Below are 16,132 nucleotides of genomic sequence, written 5' to 3' on the forward strand. Positions count from 1 at the left end.
AATTTTTGTAGCTGCAATCCCCCGAAAATCGCACCCTTCTCCCGCCTGGGCCTCGGCGAGTTGCAGTCCCTGCTCCAGTGCCTGGCATGCGCAAAGTGCGCTCCTCTCCAACAGGTATTTGCAGATGATGCACTGGCATATCGTATGTGACTTCGACGGGACCATCTCCGCGCCGACGTGATCGATAACGTTCTCCAACGCTTCGCCGACCCGAGCTGGGAAGGCATCGAGCAGCAATGGCTGGACGGCGCTATCGGTTCGCGGGAATGCCTCAGTCGCCAACTGGCCCTGGTCAAGGCTTCGCCCAGCGAACTGCTGGCCTACTTCGACAGCGTCGAGATCGATCCCGACTTCCCCGACTTCGTCGATCACGTGATCGGCCTGGGCGCTTCCATCGAAGTGGTCAGCGACGGCATCGAGCAAGGCATCGCCCGCATCCTGGCACGCCACTACGTGACCCTGCTGCCGATCCTCGCCAACCGCCTGCGCCAGGTCGACCACAACAGCTGGCGCATCGACTTTCCCCACGCCAGCGACGCCTGCCGCGCCGCCTCCGGCAACTGCAAGTGCAAATCCACCCGCGGGGCAAGCGCGTGCTGGTGATCGGCGACGGCCAGTCGGACATGTGCGTGGCCTCCACCGCTGACTTCGTCTTCGCCAAGGATCGCCTGGCCGACTACTGCGAGCGCAACAAGATCCCCCATGCGCGGTTCGACACCTTCGCCGAACTGCCGGCGCTGTTGGCAAAACTGCCGAACAACGCCGCCAACGCGACCAACTTCTCCCTTGAAACCCAGGAACTCTTCCACCATGTCTGATATCCGCATCGCTACCGCAGAAGACCAGATCCTTCTGGAAAAAGAAGCCAAGTACTGCTCCTACGGCGATACCGTCCACTACATCGAACCGCCGCGCATTTTTAGCCGCTGCGAAGGCTCCTACGTCTGGGACACCAGCGACCAGGCCTACCTCGACCTGCAGATGTGGTACTCAGCGGTGAACTTCGGCTACGCCAACCCGCGCCTGAACAACGCCCTCAAGCAACAGATCGACACCCTGCCGCAGATCGCCAGCCAGTACCTGCACAAGGGCAAGATCGAGCTGTCGGAAATGATCGCGGTGGACGCCAAGAAGAAATTCGGCCTCGACGGTCGCGTGCACTTCAACGTCGGCGGCTCGCAGTCGGTGGAGGACTCGTTGAAAGTGGTGCGTAACGCCACCAACGGCAAGAGCCTGATGTTCGCCTTCGAGGGCGGCTACCACGGTCGTACCCTGGGCGCCTCGTCGATCACCTCCAGCTACCGCTACCGTCGCCGCTACGGTCACTTCGGCGAACGCGCGCAGTTCATCCCGTTCCCGTACCACTTCCGCGGCCCCAAGGGCATGACCAAGGAAGAATACGGCAGCCACTGCGTGCAGCAGTTCGCCCGCCTGTTCGAGACCGAATACAACGGCGTCTGGGACCCGAAAGTCGGCCAGAGCGAATACGCCGCCTTCTACGTCGAGCCGATCCAGGGCACCGGCGGCTACGTGATCCCGCCGATGAACTTCTACAGCGAGCTCAAGCATGTGCTCGACCAGCACGGCATCCTGCTGGTGGTCGACGAAATCCAGATGGGCTTCTACCGCACCGGCAAGCTGTGGTCGATCGAGCACTTCGACGTCAAACCCGACGTGATCGTCTTCGGCAAGGCCCTGACCAACGGCCTCAACCCGCTGGGCGGCATCTGGGCCCGTGAAGAGCTGATCAACCCGGGCGTGTTCCCGCCAGGCTCGACCCACTCCACCTTCGCCTCCAACCCGCTGGGCACCGCCGTGGGCCTGGAAATGTTCAAGATGACCAGCGAGATCGACTACGGCGCGATGGTCATGGAAAAGGGCAAGTACTTCCTGGCCGGTTTGCAGGACCTGCAGAAACGCTACCCGATCATCGGCGACGTCGACGGCCTGGGCCTGGCCCTGCGCTGCGAGATCTGCACCACCGACGGCTTCACCCCGGACAAGGCGACCCTGGACTACATGGTCGAGGAAGGCATGAAGGGTGACATCGAGATCAATGGCCAGCGCCTGGGGCTGATCCTCGACGTGGGCGGCTACTACAAGAACGTCATCACCCTGGCCCCGTCGCTGGAAATCAGCTACGCGGAAATCGACCTCGGCATCGCCCTGCTCGACCGCCTGCTGGACCGGGCGATGAAGCGATGACAGGGCAAGCGCTCAGCCTGGTCGACCGCATCGACCTGGGCGAAGGCGACGCCGGCTTCGTGCTCGGCGACGGCCCGGTCGCGGTGTTGTTGATCCACGGTCTCACCGGCACCCCGACGGAACTGCGTCGGGTGGCGGTCGGCCTGGCCAAGGCCGGTTGCACGGTGTACGTGCCGACCCTGGCCGGGCACTGCGGCAACAACGCCGACCTGCAAGCCACCGGTTGGCAGGACTGGTACGAGGGGGTGCGCCGCACCTTCGTCGGCGTTCGCCGCCGGCACCGCCAGGTGTTCGTCGGCGGCCTGTCGATGGGCGCCGTCATGTCCATGTACCTGGCCTCGGAACACCCGGGGCAGGTCGCCGGCCTGCTGATGTATTCGACCACCCTCAAGTACGACGGCTGGAGCATCAACAAACTGGCGTTCCTCACCCCGCTGCTGATGAAGATCCCGTTCGGCGTGCACATCTGCAGCTTCGAGGAGAAGCCGCCGTATGGCATCAAGAACGAGCGCCTGCGGGCGGTGGTCGAGCGGCAGATGAAGGCCGGCGAAAGCAGCAGCGCGGGGCTCTTGACCATGGAAGGGGTGACGGTGCGCGAGCTGCACCGGATGAACGCGGTGGTGAAGAAGCGCATGCCGTCGATCACCACCCCGGCCCTGGTCCTGCATTCCATCGAGGACGACATCACCAGCCGCTGGAACGCCGACTATGTCGAGCGCAAGCTCGGCGGCCCGGTGGTCAAGGTGCTGCTCGACAATTGCTACCACATGATCACCGTCGACCTGCAATACCGACGCGTGGTGGAGTTGAGCGCGGACTTCATCGAACGCCAGGCCGGCCTGCGGCCCGCGGTGCACGAAGAACTTCGCCAGCTCGCCTGACTCAGGAACCTTACGTGATCACCAGCCAAGCCTTTTCGAGCATCCAGGCCATCGAGCGCAGTGCCTGGAACGACTGTTTTCCCGGCGCGCTGGAGAATTGGGACTACTACCTGGCGGCGGAACAGGCCGGCATCGAGGACTTCGCCTGGCGCTATCTGGCGGTGTACGAAGACGGGGCGCTGGTGGCCGTCGCCCCGGCCTTCACCACCTGTTACCGCCTGGACACCACCGTCTCGGGCCCGGCCAAGCGCCTGACCGAACGCCTGCAACGCCGGTGGCCGGGCTTGTTGCAACTGCGCCTGTACGCCCTCGGCTCGCCGGTGGCCGAACAGTGCCACGCCGGCACTGCCAGCCATATTCCCGCGACGCGCCGCCCGGCCCTGCTGGAGCAGCTGCTGCACCTGGCCCGGCGCGACGCCGACGCCCAGGGCATCGGCCTGCTGGCGGTCAAGGATGCCGCCAGCCAGGACCGGCAATGGAGCGCCAGCTGCCTGGCCTTCGGCCTGCAAACCATGCCCAGCCTGCCCAGTGCGCTGCTGCCGGTGCCCTTCGGTTCGCTCGATGCCTACCTGGGCACGCTGGGCAAATCCACGCGCAAGGACCTGCGCCGCAAACTGCGCGGCCCCGGGCCACGGATCGAATGGCGGCACAACATCGACGACGTGCTGCCGCAGGTCATGCGGCTGTACGAAGCCACCCTGCAACGCAGCGATCTGCAATTCGAGCGCTTACCCGCCGCCTATTTCACCGGTATCCTCCAGCACTTGCACGAACGCGCGGCCTGCGTGCTGTACTGGGTCGACGAACAACTGGTGGCCTTCAACCTGGTGCTGCTCGACGAGCACCGGCTGATCGACAAATTCTTCGCCCATGACCTCGACGACACCCGGGAGCACAACCTGTATTTCCGTAGCTGGATGGCCAATGTCGACTACTGTATCCAGCACCGGATCGCGCTGTACGAATGCGGCCAGGCCGGTTACGCCAGCAAGCTGCGCCTGGGCTGTACCTTCACCGGCAACAGCCTGTTCTTCCAGCATCGCAACCGGCTCCTGGACACCTTGCTCAAAGGGCTGAAATATTTCCTCCGACCGGATCGCTCCGACCCCGCCATGGCTGCTGCAATAAGCGAAAGTTCATGACCAGAAAAGACCGCCGCGCCCCTCGTCCGTTCGCCATCTCCCGTTGGAGCCTGCAGCGCAAGCTGGTCCTGGCATTCTGGATGGTCAGTGTGATTCCGACGATGATCGCCGCGGAGCTCGCGGCCACCACCCTGTCGCAGATCTTCGACAGCAACGTGCGCATCTGGCTGCAGGAGTCGACCAAGATCGTCGAGGACGAAATCACCGAGACCCTGCGCGACAACGCGCGTATCGCCCAGCTGTTCCTGCGTTATACCCGGCCGCCCAACGACCGCAACGCGGCCAAGCATGACAAGCTCACCGCCGACATCGCCGATTCCATGGGCATCGATGTGGTGGCGCTGATCCGCAAGAGCGACCAGAAGGTGGTGTTCAGCACTGCCGCCGACGATATCGTCGGGCAGATCAGCCTGGCCCACAACGCCGTGTTGCAGACCCTGCAGGTCGGAGGCGTGGCCACCGGCGCGGTGGTCTCGACTTTCCAGACCACCCTCGACGGCATCGACTACCAACTGCTGATCGCCACCTATCTGGACGCCAGCTTCCTCACCAGCGTGGCCGATGTGCATTCCCTCGACCTGCGCCTGTACCTGGCCAAGGCCAACGACTTCGCCGAGATCTTCGCCACCCAGCGCTTCGAGGACCACCCGACCCACGTGCCGGAACGCATCGAGAGCATCCTGCGCGACACCCGCCAGCCCACGGAGCAGTTCACCAGCCGCTACAGCGGCTTGTACCGGCCGATCTTCAACGACAACGGCGACCTGGTAGGGGTGATTTTCAGTGGCCTGCTGCGCCATAGCAGCCTGGCGGGGCTGGTCAACCAGAGCAACCTGTTCATCCTGATCTTCCTGCTCAGTTCCGCGGCCTCCCTGGTCGTCGGCTGGCTGGTGTCGAAACGCCTGACCATGCCCCTGCGCGGCTTGTCCAAGGGGGTCCAGGCGGTGACCGCCGGCGACTACCGGCAACGGGTACCGGTGATCGGCGGCGACGAACTGGCGGAACTGAGCAACACCTTCAACCACATGAGCGAGCGCCTGGGCGAGTTGCAGCACCTGGAAGCCCAGTTGCGCCGCCGCGACCGCCTGCACGCCCTGGGCGAAGTAGCCATGGGCCTGGCCCACGAAATCCGCAACCCGCTGGGCATCATCAAGACCGCCACCCAGTTGCTGCACCGCCGGGCGAACCTGCCCGAAGGCGACAAGCGCCACCTGGAATACGTGATCAGCGAGGTCAGCCGGATCAACGACCTGATCACCGATTTCCTCGACTTCGCCAAGCCCAGCGCGCCGATCCGCGCGACCCTGCCGGCGCGGCCGCTGGTGGAAGAGTTGATCGGTTTCTGCGAACCGGAACTGGCCAGCCACAAGATCGACGCGCAGATCGACGACCAGGCGCCGGGCGCGACCCTGTACGCCGACTCGCGCCAGCTCAAGCAGGCCTGCCTGAACCTGATCCTCAACGCCATCGACGCCATGCCCGAGGGCGGCCGCCTGACCCTGGGCATCGCCCGGGACGCCGAGCACACCATCCTGCGCGTCGGCGACACCGGCCAGGGCATCGAGCCGGACATGCTCGAACGCATCTTCACCCCCTTCGTCACCACCAAGGCCTCCGGCACCGGCTTGGGCCTGGCCAAGGTGTTCTCGATCATGGAAAACCATGACGGGCACATCGAATGCAGCAGCGAAATAGATGCCGGCGCCACCTTCAGCCTGTACATTCCGGCCAAAGGCGAAGACGACGAAGACGATGAAGGAACCCGCGATGACCCATAACCTGCTGGTGGTCGACGACGAGCCCAAGCTCTGCGACCTGCTGTCCTCGGCGCTGAGCCAGGACGGCATCCAGGTGTTCACCGCTGGCAACGGCCTGCACGCGCTCAAGGTCCTGGAGCAGGAAGAGATCGACCTGGTGATCAGCGACTGGCGCATGCCCGGCATGGATGGCCCGCAACTGCTGGCCGAAATCAAGCAGCGCTACCCGCAAGTCCCGGTGATCGTCATGACCGCCTACAGCACGGTGAAGAACGCCGTGCAATCGATGCGCAACGGCGCCTACGACTACATCGCCAAGCCCTTCGACATCGACGAGCTGGACATCACCGTCAGCAAGGCCCTGCAGTTTCGCGACATCCTCAAGGACAACCAGCGCATGCGCGCCGAGCTCGACGAGCAGCGCCAGTTCGACAGCCTGGTGGGCGACAGCCCGGCCTTCCGCCAGGTCTTGCAGGCGGTGGACTCGGTGCGCGAAAGCAACGCCACCATCCTGCTCACCGGCGAAAGCGGCACCGGCAAGGAGATGGTCGCCCGGGCCATCCACCTGCACGGCAACCGCGCCAGCAAGCCCTTTGTCGCGGTCAACTGCGCGGCGATTCCCGAAGGCCTGCTGGAAAGTGAAATGTTCGGCCACCGCAAGGGCGCCTTCACCGGCGCCGTGGCGGACCGGGTCGGGCGTTTTCAGCAAGCGGACAAGGGCACGCTGTTTCTCGACGAGGTCGGCGACATGCCCCTGGCCTTGCAGGCGAAGATTTTGCGCGCCTTGCAGGAGCGGGTGATCGAGCCGGTGGGTGACCCGCGCGAACGCAAGGTCGATGTGCGGGTGATCGCCGCCACCAACAAGAACCTGCTCGAAGCGGTGGCCAACAAGGAGTTTCGCGAAGACTTGTACTACCGCCTCAACGTTTTCCCGATCCCCTGCCCGCCCTGCGCGAGCGGGTCGAGGACATCGCGCCGCTGGCCCGGCATTTCGCCCACAGCCTGGGCGCCACCGCCGGCAAGCGCATCACCGGTTTCAGCCCGCAGGCCTTGCAGGCCATGGCCAACTACGCCTGGCCGGGCAATATCCGCGAGCTGCAGAACTGCGTCGAACGAGCGACCATCGTCGCCGCCGGCGCGGTGATCGAGGAGGCCGACCTGCCCGGCTATCTGTTCTCGCAAGCCACGGACGCGGGCAGCAGCCCGCTGTCGGGCGACAGCTTCAGCGTGCCCAGCGACCTGGACGCGGCCCTGGCCGAAGTGGAAAAAGCCTACATCCTCGCCGCCCTGCAACAGAGCAACGGCGTGCAGGCCGCGGCCGCGCAACTGATCGGCATCTCCGAACGCAGCTTCTGGTACCGCCTGAAGAAACTCGGCATCCAGGTCGACAAGATCGTCCGCTGAAGCGCGCTTTGGCGCGCTTGTGTAGGAGCAGGGTCAGAGCAGATTCGGCGCGGGCATCGGATCGATCTGCGCCCAGTGCGAGGTGTCCGCGCGATGGCTTTGCAGGTACGGCAGCACCGCCGCCAGCAACGGCGCCTTGAAGGCGTCCTGGAAACGATGGGCCAGGCCCGGGATCAGCTTCAGCTGGCTGCCCTGGATATGCGCGGCCAAATGCACCCCGTGCATCACCGGCAGCAACGGATCGGCGGTGCCGTGCACCACCAGGGTCGGCACCCGCAGCTGATTGAGCAGGGCCACCCGGCTCGGTTCGGCAAGGATCGCCATGATCTGGCGCTTCACCCCTTCCGGGTTGAAGGCGCGGTCGTAAGCCACCGCCGCCTGGTGCAGCAGCGCCTGGCGATCGTCGGTGACCTGCGGGCTGCCCAGCGCAGCCAGCAGGTCGGCCTGTTGCTCCAGCGCCACCTCGCGATTCGGCGCGCCGCGCCGCGAGAGCAATTGCACCAGCGCCGCATTCGGCGCCGGCAGGCCTTCGGCCCCGGAACTGGTCATGATCAGCGTCAGGCTTTCCACCCGTTGCGGCGCCATGGCCGCCAGGTGCTGGGCGATCATGCCGCCCATGCTCGCGCCCAGGACGTGGAATTGCTCGACCTGCAACGCATCCATCAGGCCCAGGGCATCGTCGGCCATGTCGGTCAGGCTGTAGGGCGCGGCCACCGGCAGGCCGAGCTTGTAGCGCAGCACCTCGAAGGTCAGGTTGGCGCTGGCCGGCGCCTGGCGCCAGGTGGACAGGCCAACGTCGCGGTTGTCATAACGGATCACCCGGAACCCCTGCTGGCACAGGGCGACGACCACTTCGTCGGGCCAGTGGATCAGTTGCCCGCCCAGGCCCATGACCAGCAGCAGGGCCGGATCGGAGGCACGGCCAATGCTCTGGTAGGCCAGGCTGACCTGCTCCAGTTCGACCCGTTGGGTCGGTACGTTGACATCGCAGCGAGACGCCGCCTGAGACGGCAAGCCGCACAACAGTGCGGCCAGGAAAACAGTCGTTGAGAAAAATCTTGCCCACATGAAAAAACACCGAAACGCAGAACCCCAGTAGAGCGCGAGTCTGATGAACTTTGATCGAGCGCGCTGCCACAGTTGCGTGACAGTTTGATGAAGATTGCCCAGCGGTCGTTTGTGGGGGTTACCTGTAGCCGCTGCCGAAGGCTGCGTTAAGGACCGAAGGGCCTTCAGCGAACTCAAGATCGCTGCGGCCCTGCGGGCCGATCGCAGCCTGCGGCAGCGGCTACAGGATGGCGCAGGCTCAGGCTTGCTGGTTACGCAGCTGGCGGGCGGCGGCGACCATGTTCACCAGGGCCGCTTCGGTTTCCGGCCAGGCTCGGGTCTTCAGGCCGCAGTCGGGGTTGACCCACAGCCGCTCGGCCGGGATGCGCTTGACCGCCTTGCTCATCAGCTTGACCATCTCGGCGGTGTCCGGCACCCGCGGCGAGTGGATGTCGTAGACCCCCGGGCCGATATCGTTCGGGTAGTCGAAGGCCTCGAACGCCTCCAGCAGTTCCATGTCCGAACGCGACGTCTCGATGGTGATCACGTCGGCATCCATGGCCGCGATGGCCTCGATCACGTCGTTGAACTCGCTGTAGCACATGTGGGTATGGATCTGGGTTTCGTCGCGCACTCCGCAGGCGGTCAGGCGGAACGCCTCCACCGCCCAGTCCAGGTACGCCTGCCAGTCCGCCTTGCGCAGCGGCAGGCCCTCGCGAAAGGCCGCCTCGTCGATCTGCACGATCTTGATCCCGGCCTTCTCCAGGTCCACCACCTCGTCGCGCAGGGCCAACGCCAGTTGCCGGGCCTGCACTTCGCGCGGCACATCCTCGCGGGGGAAGGACCACATCAGCATGGTCACAGGCCCGGTGAGCATGCCTTTCATGACCTTGTCGGTCAGGCTCTGGGCGTAGGTGATCCAGTCCACGGTCATGGCCTGCGGGCGGCTCAGGTCGCCGTAGATCACCGCCGGTTTCACGCAGCGCGAACCGTAGCTCTGCACCCAGCCGAAGCGGGTGAACAGGTAGCCGTCCAGTTGCTCGGCGAAGTACTCGACCATGTCGTTGCGCTCGGCCTCGCCGTGCACCAGCACGTCCAGCCCCAGGCGCTCCTGGACCTGCACCGCGTGGCGGATCTCGCAGCGCATGGCATCGGTGTAGTCGTTGTTCGACAGCTTGCCCTGCTTGAACGCCTGGCGAGCCAGGCGGATCGACGCGGTCTGCGGGAACGAGCCGATGGTGGTGGTCGGGAACACCGGCAGCTTCAACCGCGCATGTTGCAGCGCGATGCGCTTGGCGAACGGCGCATGGCGCTGGCTGTCGGCCGCGCCGACCGCCTTGAGCCGCGCCTGGACCTCGGCCTTGTGAATCCGCGGCGACCGTGCGCGGCTGGCCTGCACGCTGCGGCTTGCGGCCAGGGCCGCCTGCACCGCCGGGGCCTGGGGATCGTTCAGCGCATCGCGCAGCACCGAGATCTCGCCGCACTTCTGTACGGCGAAGGCCAACCAGCTTTTCAGTTCGGCATCCAGCTGGTCTTCCCGCGACAGGTCCACCGGGCTGTGCAGCAGCGAACAGGAACTGCTGACCCATAGGTTGTCGCCGAAGCGCTCCTGGGCCACTTGCAACTGCTCCAGCGCCTGTTCCAGCTCGCAGCGCCAGACGTTGCGGCCGTTGACCAGGCCCACGGAGAGAATCTTGTAGGTCGGCAGGCGGTCGAGCACCTGGGTCAGTTGTTCCGGCGCGCGCACCGCGTCGATGTGCAGGCCATCCACCGGCAAGCCGACGGCCAGCCCGAGGTTGTCTTGCAGGCCGCTGAAGTAAGTCGCCACCAGCTTTTTCAGCGGCGAGTACTGGAGGATGTGGTAAGCCCGCTCGAAGGCGCTCTTCCAGGCCTGCGGCAGGTCGAGGGTCAGGATCGGCTCGTCGATCTGCACCCATTCCACACCCTGGGCCTTGAGACGGTTGAGGATCTCGCCGTAGACCGGCAGCAGGCGCTCCAGCAGGCCGAGCTTGTCGAACTCGTTGCCCTTGGCCTTGCCCAGCCACAGGTAGGTCAGCGGGCCGATCAGCACCGGCTTGACCTTGTGCCCCAGGGCCTGGGCTTCGTCGACCTCGTCGAACAGCTGTTCCCAGCTCAGCTGGAACGGCTGGTCGGCGGTGAACTCCGGGACCAGGTAGTGGTAGTTGGTGTCGAACCACTTGGTCAGTTCCTGGGCGTACTGGGTCTTGGCGTGGTCGCCGTCGCAGCAGACCGCCGAAGCCCCGCGGGCCATGGCGAACAGGGTGTCGAGGGTCGGCCGGCCCTGGGCGTCCTGGCTGCCGGCGAAGCGCTCGGGAACCACGCCGAAGGTCAGCGAGTGGGTCAGCACCTGGTCGTACCAGGCGAAGTCGCCCACGGGCAGCAGGTCGATGCCGGCGTCTTTCTGCAGTTGCCAGTGGCGGGCCCGCAGTTGGCGTCCGACATGTTCCAGCGCCGGCTGGTCGAGGTCGCCCTTCCAGTAGGATTCGAGGGCTTTTTTCAGTTCGCGGTCGGCACCGATACGCGGAAAACCAAGAGTGTGGGCCAAGGCCATGATGTGGTTCCTCCCTGTAAAAGATGGCGCCATTGTCGACAGCCAACCAAACATGAGACAAACTCAACCTTTTCGTGTTGATCATAAAATTTACTCATGGAGACCCTGGTGCTCGAAATCCGTCACCTGAAGACCCTGCACGCCCTGCGCGAAGCCGACAGCCTGGTCGAAGCCGCCGAACGCCTGCACCTGACCCAGTCCGCCTTGTCCCACCAGTTCAAGGAACTGGAGGAGCGCATGGGCATGCCGCTGTTCGTGCGCAAGACCAAGCCGGTGCGTTTCACCAGCGCCGGCCTGCGCCTGCTGCAACTGGCGGACGCCACCCTGCCGCTGCTGCGCGCCGCCGAACGGGACATCTCGCGCCTGGCCGGCGGCACCGCGGGCCGCCTGCACATGGCCATCGAATGCCACAGCTGCTTCCAGTGGCTGATGCCGACCATCGACCAGTTCCGCGACGCCTGGCCGGAAGTCGAGCTGGACCTGGCCTCGGGTTTCTCCTTCGCCCCGCTGCCGGCCCTGGCCCGCGGCGACCTGGACCTGGTGGTGACCTCCGACCCGCTGGAACTGGTGGGCATCACCTACGTGCCGCTGTTCACCTACGAAGCCATGCTCGCGGTGGCCAACCAGCATCGGCTGGCGAGCAAGCCCTACATCCTGCCGGAAGACTTGCTCAGCGAAACCCTGATCACCTACCCGGTGGAACGCGACCGGCTGGATATCTTCACGCGCTTCCTGGAACCGGCCGACGTCGAGCCGGCCCAGGTCCGTACCTCGGAGCTGACGGTGATGATGATGCAACTGGTGGCCAGCGGCCGCGGCGTGTGCGGCATGCCCCATTGGGCGCTGCATGAGTACAGCTCGCGGGGGTATGTGAAAGCCAAGCGCCTGGGGGAAAAAGGCCTGTTCGCCACGCTGTACGCGGCGATCCGCGCCGATATGCTGGATGCGCCCTACATGCGCGACTTCCTGCTGACCGCCAAGGACACCTCGTTCTCGACCCTGGACGGGGTCAGCGCGGTGCGTTGAAACCCGGCACTCACCCGAACCTACAGGGCATCCGCTGCGCTCGTGACTTCGCGCCACAGGTGCAGCTTGTCGAAGTACTCGACGCCGACCCGTACCGCCAGCGGCTCCAGGCCGAACTGGACGAAGCCGCAGCGCTGGTACAACGCCAGCGCGGAGTCGTTGCCGGCCGTGACAGTCAGTTGCACCAGCCGCACGCCCTGGCGTTGGCGCGCTTCCAGGAGCAGCGCCTGGACCAGTTGCCGACCCAGGCCGCTGTTGCGCCGAGGCGCCGCGACATACAGGCCGAACAGCGTGGCCTTGTGCCGGGCCTTTTCCCTGGGGTCGAACGCCAATCCGCCGATCCCCACCAGTTCGCCGTCCACGAACACGCCCAGGAGCAGATCCAGCGGGCTGCTCAGGCGCGACTCCCACCAACTCAGGGGCATCGCCGCCCGTTCGCCGACGCTGGAGGTGAATGCCTGGGGATGGCGCTCGTACGCCTCGAGCATCAGCGCGCGGTAGGCGCTGGCGTGAGCGGCATCGAGGCGTTGGATCGACATCATCAGTCTAGGGTCTGTGGCCCGCTGGTGAACGAGGCACTCTTGATCCGGCCCGCCTCGACTTCATAGATCGCCACGGTCTCCAGGGTTCCTGTGCCTTCGGCAAAGGTCCGGGTGACGATTTCATGATCGATCACCACATTACCCATCACCGCACGCGAGAGCAGCCGCGCATGCAGGTTCGGTTCCTGGAAACGCAAGGCCGCCCGGGCGCGGATCTGGGCGTGACCGCTGGCCAGCAGGGTCGCCGGATGGGCGTACTGGCAGGCGTCTTCGGCATAGGTCGCGAGCCAGGCGTCCAGGTCCCGCCGGTTGTAGGCGTCGAGTTGGCGCTGGACCACCGCCTGCGCGGAAAAATCATCATTCATCGGGCAATCTCCTGATCAGACCGTCTGCCGTTGATCCAGCAGCAAGCGCACCGCCAGCCCGGCCAGCACGAAGCCCATGACATAACGCTGGGTGACCAGCCACAGCGGATTGTGCACGAACCAGGCGGCGATACCCGAGGCGAACAGCGCGATCAGCAGGTTGACGCTGAAGCTCACGCTGATCTGGGTCAGGCCGAGGATCAGGCTCTGGGTGAATACCGAACCGTGCTCCGGGTTGATGAACTGGGGAAAGACCGAGAGGTAGAACACCGCGATCTTCGGGTTCAGCGCGCTGGTCAGAAAGCCCATCAGGATCAGCTTGCGCGAAGAGTCCGGCGGCAGCTGCTGCGCCTCGAACGGCGAACGCGCCCCCGGCTTCAATGCCTGCCAGGCCAGCCACATGAGGTACAGGGCGCCGACCCATTTGAGCACTTCGTAGGCCAGCGGCACGGCCATGAACACCGCGGTCAGGCCGATCGCCGCGGCGAACAGGTGGACGAAGAAACCGGCGACACGCCGACCAGCGAGGTCACGCCCCGCGCGCGGCCCTGGCAGATCGAACGGGAGATCAGGTAGATCATGTTCGGCCCGGGGGTCAGCACCATCAGCAGGGCGGCGGCGATGAAGATCAACAGGTCGTGAGTGGGAATCATGGGCAATCCTTGTCCTTGGAAATCAGGCCGAAGCCCGTTGCGAGGCGCGATAGAACGGCAAGATCAGGTCGCGTGTCAATGCTGCCAAAGTCAGCGTGTCGGCACTCGCCGGATCGACCCAGCACACCTCCTCGATTTCGGCGGCGGGCTGTACCTGGAAAGCGTCCAGGTCGATGCGAAACAGTTCGGCTTCGACCACGAAACCCGGCTCGTTGGCCGCCGGGGCAGAGAATTGCCCGAGGTACTGCGCGGCGCTCGGATCGACGCGCAACCCGAGTTCCTCTTGCAGTTCGCGAACCAGGGCCTGGACCGGCGATTCGCTGGGTTCGATCTTGCCGCCCGCCTGCATGAAGGCCTGGGTGCCGCGCTTGCGCACCAGCAGGGTACGGCCGTCCGGGCCCATCAACAGGGCCGCGGCGATGCGGATAAGGGGGGATGCAGTATTGGCGAAAGTCATGAAAAACCTGGATCGGGAACGCGAGGGCGGCAAGGATCCCACGACTGGCAAGGCGTCGTCACGACACAGTCGGCGGCTGTTTTTTCGATACACCTGGCGCCTCGGGCAACTTGACGAAGATGCTGTAGCGCGCACCCTCCATGGCTTCGTAGGCAATCAGCTTGTCCACCAGCGGGCCGTTCAGCACCTTGCCGGCGTTGAGCAGCAGCATGCCGTTGTCGGCGTTGAGGTTGCGTGCCAGTACCATGCCTTCCTGCAACTCGCGCGAGCCCAGGACCGTGACCGACGGATCGCCCAGGGTCACGTCGCGCAGGTAGGCCGCGCAGACCAGGATGAAATCTTCCACCAGTTGCGGGTCGTACAGGCGCCCGGCGTATTTGCGGATGTGCACCAGGGCCTCGTCGCTGTTCATGTGGCGCTCCAGGATCAGGCCGCGCTGCAGTTCGATGAAGTCCACCGCCAGTTTCAGCAGGCGCGATCCCAGGGGGATCGCCTCGCCCTTGAGGTGGTCGGGAAACCCGCTGCCGTCCCAGTGCTCCTGGTGGTGCAGGATCAGCCGCGCGGCGTCCTGCATCGGCTCCAGGGTCATCAGCAGCGACTCGCTCTGCTTCGGGTAACTGCGATAACGCTCGCGCTCCGGATGGTGCAGCAGGTCCGCCGGGGCGATCATCATGCTGTCGCTCCAGCCCAGCTTGCCGATGTTGTAGAGCGCCGCCGCCATGCCCAGGTCGCGGCTGGTGCCCTCGTCGACCCCATGGATCTTGCAGTAGGCACGCACCAGTTCGATGATCTGCCGGTTGGTCTGCCGGGAAAGCGGCAGGCGCTGATTGACCAGCAGGGAAAACAGCTCGGTGCTGGTGGCGTAACTGTGCTTGAGCTCCTCATAGGCCAGGTCGAGCATGTCGGCGGTCTGCTGCAACTCGGCGGTGCGCGCCTCGACGCGTTTTTCCAGCGCCGCGTTGAGGGCCTTGAGTTCGCCGTTCTGCTGCCGGGTAAGGTCCTCCAGGCGCAGCCGTTCGCGCTCGGAATGCTGATGGGCCAGCGCCTGGCGCAGTGTCAGCAGCATCTCGTCGTCGTTCCACGGTTTGTTCAGGTAGCGGTAGACCTGGCCTTCGTTGATCGCCTTGGCGATCTGCGCCAGGTCGGGCTCGCCGGTCAGCAGGATGCGGGTGATGTGCGGGTAGTCGCGGTGGGCCCGGGCCAACAGCGTCGCCCCGTCCATCTGCGGCAGGTGGGCGCTGCTCATTAACAGATCGATCGGCTCGCCGGCCATGATCTGCAAGGCCTCGGCGGCGCTGGAGGCCAGGTGCAGGGCATAGGGTTCGTCGCGCAGCAGATGGCGCAGGCGCTCGAGCACGCCAGGTTGTTCATCGACCAGTAATACGCCGGACAGGCGCGTGGAATCGGCAACGCTTGGCTCGCCCATGGCAAACCTCGGGGCAACGTCGGTGCACATACTCCTTGTCGGTGGCAGTAGCTGTCCTTGTCCGTTGATTCAAGCGTAGAAGTTTTTACGCAAACAATGATGGCCATTTAATGCCATTCGTCCGAGCACACTCGCTCCCGCAGAAGAGGACGAAGGCCCTGCAGGAGCGAACTTGCTCGCGATAACGCCCGCCGCCGGGTCAGGCCTTGGCTGAGCCGAACGAGGCAAAACGCTTGTTGAAGCCGGCGATCCGGCCTTCGGACTGGGTCTTGCGCTGCTGGCCGGTGTAGACCGGGTGCGAGGCGCTGGAGACGTCCAGGGCGACATAAGGGTAAGTGTTGCCATCGCTGTGGCGCTGGGTGCGGTCGGTGTCCACGGTGGAACCGATCAGGAAGTACACGTCCGCGGCGGTGTCGTGAAACAGCACGGTGCGGTAGGCGGGGTGGATATTGGCTTTCATGGCTGTCTCCGGGACAAGGGTAAGGACTTGATTAGTTATACAATAACATCACAAATCAATTCAAACGAGAACCAATTGCAATAAGAAGCTTGGCAAATCCTCTATCGCCTCCTGAAAACGCCTGCCATCGGGTCTGTGGGCTTGCCCGCGGCGGGGCCGGCGCCAGTATGCGCAACAGCAATCGGCCGCTTGTCG

The 16,132-nt window shown here is 64.9% G+C and carries 12 protein-coding genes and 3 pseudogenes; 7 read left to right on the plus strand and 8 right to left on the minus strand.

What is annotated here, in order from left to right:
* Positions 1–124 precede the first annotated feature (124 nt).
* The 6 genes and pseudogenes from BTN82_RS23305 to BTN82_RS23330 all read left to right on the plus strand — a co-directional run bounded on the left by BTN82_RS23305 (position 125) and on the right by BTN82_RS23330 (position 7,389).
* A pseudogene (locus tag BTN82_RS23305) lies at positions 125–818 on the plus strand (MtnX-like HAD-IB family phosphatase).
* Positions 811–2,205 carry an aspartate aminotransferase family protein gene (locus tag BTN82_RS23310; RefSeq protein ID WP_075121446.1) on the plus strand — a complete coding sequence of 465 codons (1,395 nt, stop codon included), beginning with the start codon at positions 811–813 and terminating at the stop codon, positions 2,203–2,205. Before BTN82_RS23305 ends, BTN82_RS23310 begins: the two are co-directional and overlap by 8 nt.
* A complete protein-coding gene (locus BTN82_RS23315) occupies positions 2,202–3,086 on the plus strand; it encodes an alpha/beta hydrolase (RefSeq protein WP_075121447.1) in 885 nt (294 codons plus the stop codon). The genes BTN82_RS23310 and BTN82_RS23315 overlap by 4 nt, the downstream gene beginning before the upstream one ends.
* Positions 3,087–3,100: 14 nt before the next feature.
* The gene (locus tag BTN82_RS23320; protein WP_075121448.1) at positions 3,101–4,228 is read left to right on the plus strand and encodes a GNAT family N-acetyltransferase; all 1,128 of its coding nucleotides are present in this window, start codon (positions 3,101–3,103) and stop codon (positions 4,226–4,228) included.
* Positions 4,225–6,006 (plus strand): sensor histidine kinase, encoded by a 1,782-nt coding sequence (locus BTN82_RS23325; RefSeq protein ID WP_075121449.1) that lies wholly within the window; start codon positions 4,225–4,227, stop codon positions 6,004–6,006. The genes BTN82_RS23320 and BTN82_RS23325 overlap by 4 nt, the downstream gene beginning before the upstream one ends.
* Positions 5,996–7,389, plus strand: a pseudogene (locus BTN82_RS23330) (sigma-54-dependent transcriptional regulator). The gene BTN82_RS23325 and the pseudogene BTN82_RS23330 overlap by 11 nt, the downstream one beginning before the upstream one ends.
* Positions 7,390–7,422: 33 nt before the next feature.
* Here BTN82_RS23330 and BTN82_RS23335 read toward each other — a convergent pair.
* Positions 7,423–8,457 carry an alpha/beta fold hydrolase gene (locus BTN82_RS23335; protein WP_075121450.1) on the minus strand — a complete coding sequence of 345 codons (1,035 nt, stop codon included), beginning with the start codon at positions 8,455–8,457 and terminating at the stop codon, positions 7,423–7,425.
* Positions 8,458–8,695: 238 nt separating this feature from the next.
* Entirely contained in the window at positions 8,696–11,008 is a 2,313-nt protein-coding gene (gene metE, locus BTN82_RS23340) for a 5-methyltetrahydropteroyltriglutamate--homocysteine S-methyltransferase (RefSeq protein WP_075121451.1), read from the minus strand.
* A gap of 108 nt (positions 11,009–11,116) precedes the next feature.
* Here metE and metR point away from each other — a divergent pair, with 108 nt between their 5' ends.
* Positions 11,117–12,034, plus strand: a complete 918-nt coding sequence (gene metR / locus BTN82_RS23345; RefSeq protein WP_075122007.1) for a transcriptional regulator MetR — start codon at positions 11,117–11,119, stop codon at positions 12,032–12,034.
* 20 nt (positions 12,035–12,054) lie between these two features.
* On the opposite strand, the gene BTN82_RS23350 is transcribed toward metR, so the two are convergent.
* From BTN82_RS23350 to BTN82_RS23375, 6 genes and pseudogenes are all read right to left on the minus strand, one after another.
* Complete coding sequence (locus BTN82_RS23350; protein WP_075121452.1) at positions 12,055–12,573, minus strand: GNAT family N-acetyltransferase; 519 nt, start codon at positions 12,571–12,573, stop codon at positions 12,055–12,057.
* Positions 12,574–12,575: 2 nt separating this feature from the next.
* Entirely contained in the window at positions 12,576–12,941 is a 366-nt protein-coding gene (locus BTN82_RS23355) for a nuclear transport factor 2 family protein (protein ID WP_075121453.1), read from the minus strand.
* Between the two features lie 15 nt (positions 12,942–12,956).
* Positions 12,957–13,594: pseudogene (locus BTN82_RS23360) on the minus strand (LysE family translocator).
* A 22-nt stretch (positions 13,595–13,616) separates the two neighbouring features.
* On the minus strand, positions 13,617–14,051 hold the full coding sequence (locus BTN82_RS23365) for an NUDIX hydrolase (protein WP_075121454.1): 435 nt from the start codon (positions 14,049–14,051) through the stop codon (positions 13,617–13,619).
* A 58-nt stretch (positions 14,052–14,109) separates the two neighbouring features.
* The gene (locus BTN82_RS23370; RefSeq protein ID WP_075121455.1) at positions 14,110–15,477 is read right to left on the minus strand and encodes an HD domain-containing phosphohydrolase; all 1,368 of its coding nucleotides are present in this window, start codon (positions 15,475–15,477) and stop codon (positions 14,110–14,112) included.
* 199 nt (positions 15,478–15,676) lie between these two features.
* Positions 15,677–15,937 carry a type B 50S ribosomal protein L31 gene (locus BTN82_RS23375; protein WP_075121456.1) on the minus strand — a complete coding sequence of 87 codons (261 nt, stop codon included), beginning with the start codon at positions 15,935–15,937 and terminating at the stop codon, positions 15,677–15,679.
* Between the last annotated feature and the right edge of the window lie 195 nt (positions 15,938–16,132).

It is taken from the genome of Pseudomonas chlororaphis, from assembly GCF_001921865.1.
Lineage (GTDB): Bacteria > Pseudomonadota > Gammaproteobacteria > Pseudomonadales > Pseudomonadaceae > Aquipseudomonas > Aquipseudomonas chlororaphis_D.

What these genes read in the sequence shown, in the direction of transcription:
- BTN82_RS23310 (WP_075121446.1), top strand. Translation starts at nt 811, where the DNA reads ATGTCTGATATCCGCATCGCTACCGCAGAAGACCAGATCCTTCTGGAA.
- BTN82_RS23315 (WP_075121447.1), top strand. Translation starts at nt 2,202, where the DNA reads ATGACAGGGCAAGCGCTCAGCCTGGTCGACCGCATCGACCTGGGCGAA.
- BTN82_RS23325 (WP_075121449.1), top strand. Translation starts at nt 4,225, where the DNA reads ATGACCAGAAAAGACCGCCGCGCCCCTCGTCCGTTCGCCATCTCCCGT.
- BTN82_RS23335 (WP_075121450.1), bottom strand. Translation starts at nt 8,457, where the DNA reads ATGTGGGCAAGATTTTTCTCAACGACTGTTTTCCTGGCCGCACTGTTG.
- metE (WP_075121451.1), bottom strand. Translation starts at nt 11,008, where the DNA reads ATGGCCTTGGCCCACACTCTTGGTTTTCCGCGTATCGGTGCCGACCGC.
- BTN82_RS23350 (WP_075121452.1), bottom strand. Translation starts at nt 12,573, where the DNA reads ATGTCGATCCAACGCCTCGATGCCGCTCACGCCAGCGCCTACCGCGCG.
- BTN82_RS23355 (WP_075121453.1), bottom strand. Translation starts at nt 12,941, where the DNA reads ATGAATGATGATTTTTCCGCGCAGGCGGTGGTCCAGCGCCAACTCGAC.
- BTN82_RS23365 (WP_075121454.1), bottom strand. Translation starts at nt 14,051, where the DNA reads ATGACTTTCGCCAATACTGCATCCCCCCTTATCCGCATCGCCGCGGCC.
- BTN82_RS23370 (WP_075121455.1), bottom strand. Translation starts at nt 15,477, where the DNA reads ATGGGCGAGCCAAGCGTTGCCGATTCCACGCGCCTGTCCGGCGTATTA.
- BTN82_RS23375 (WP_075121456.1), bottom strand. Translation starts at nt 15,937, where the DNA reads ATGAAAGCCAATATCCACCCCGCCTACCGCACCGTGCTGTTTCACGAC.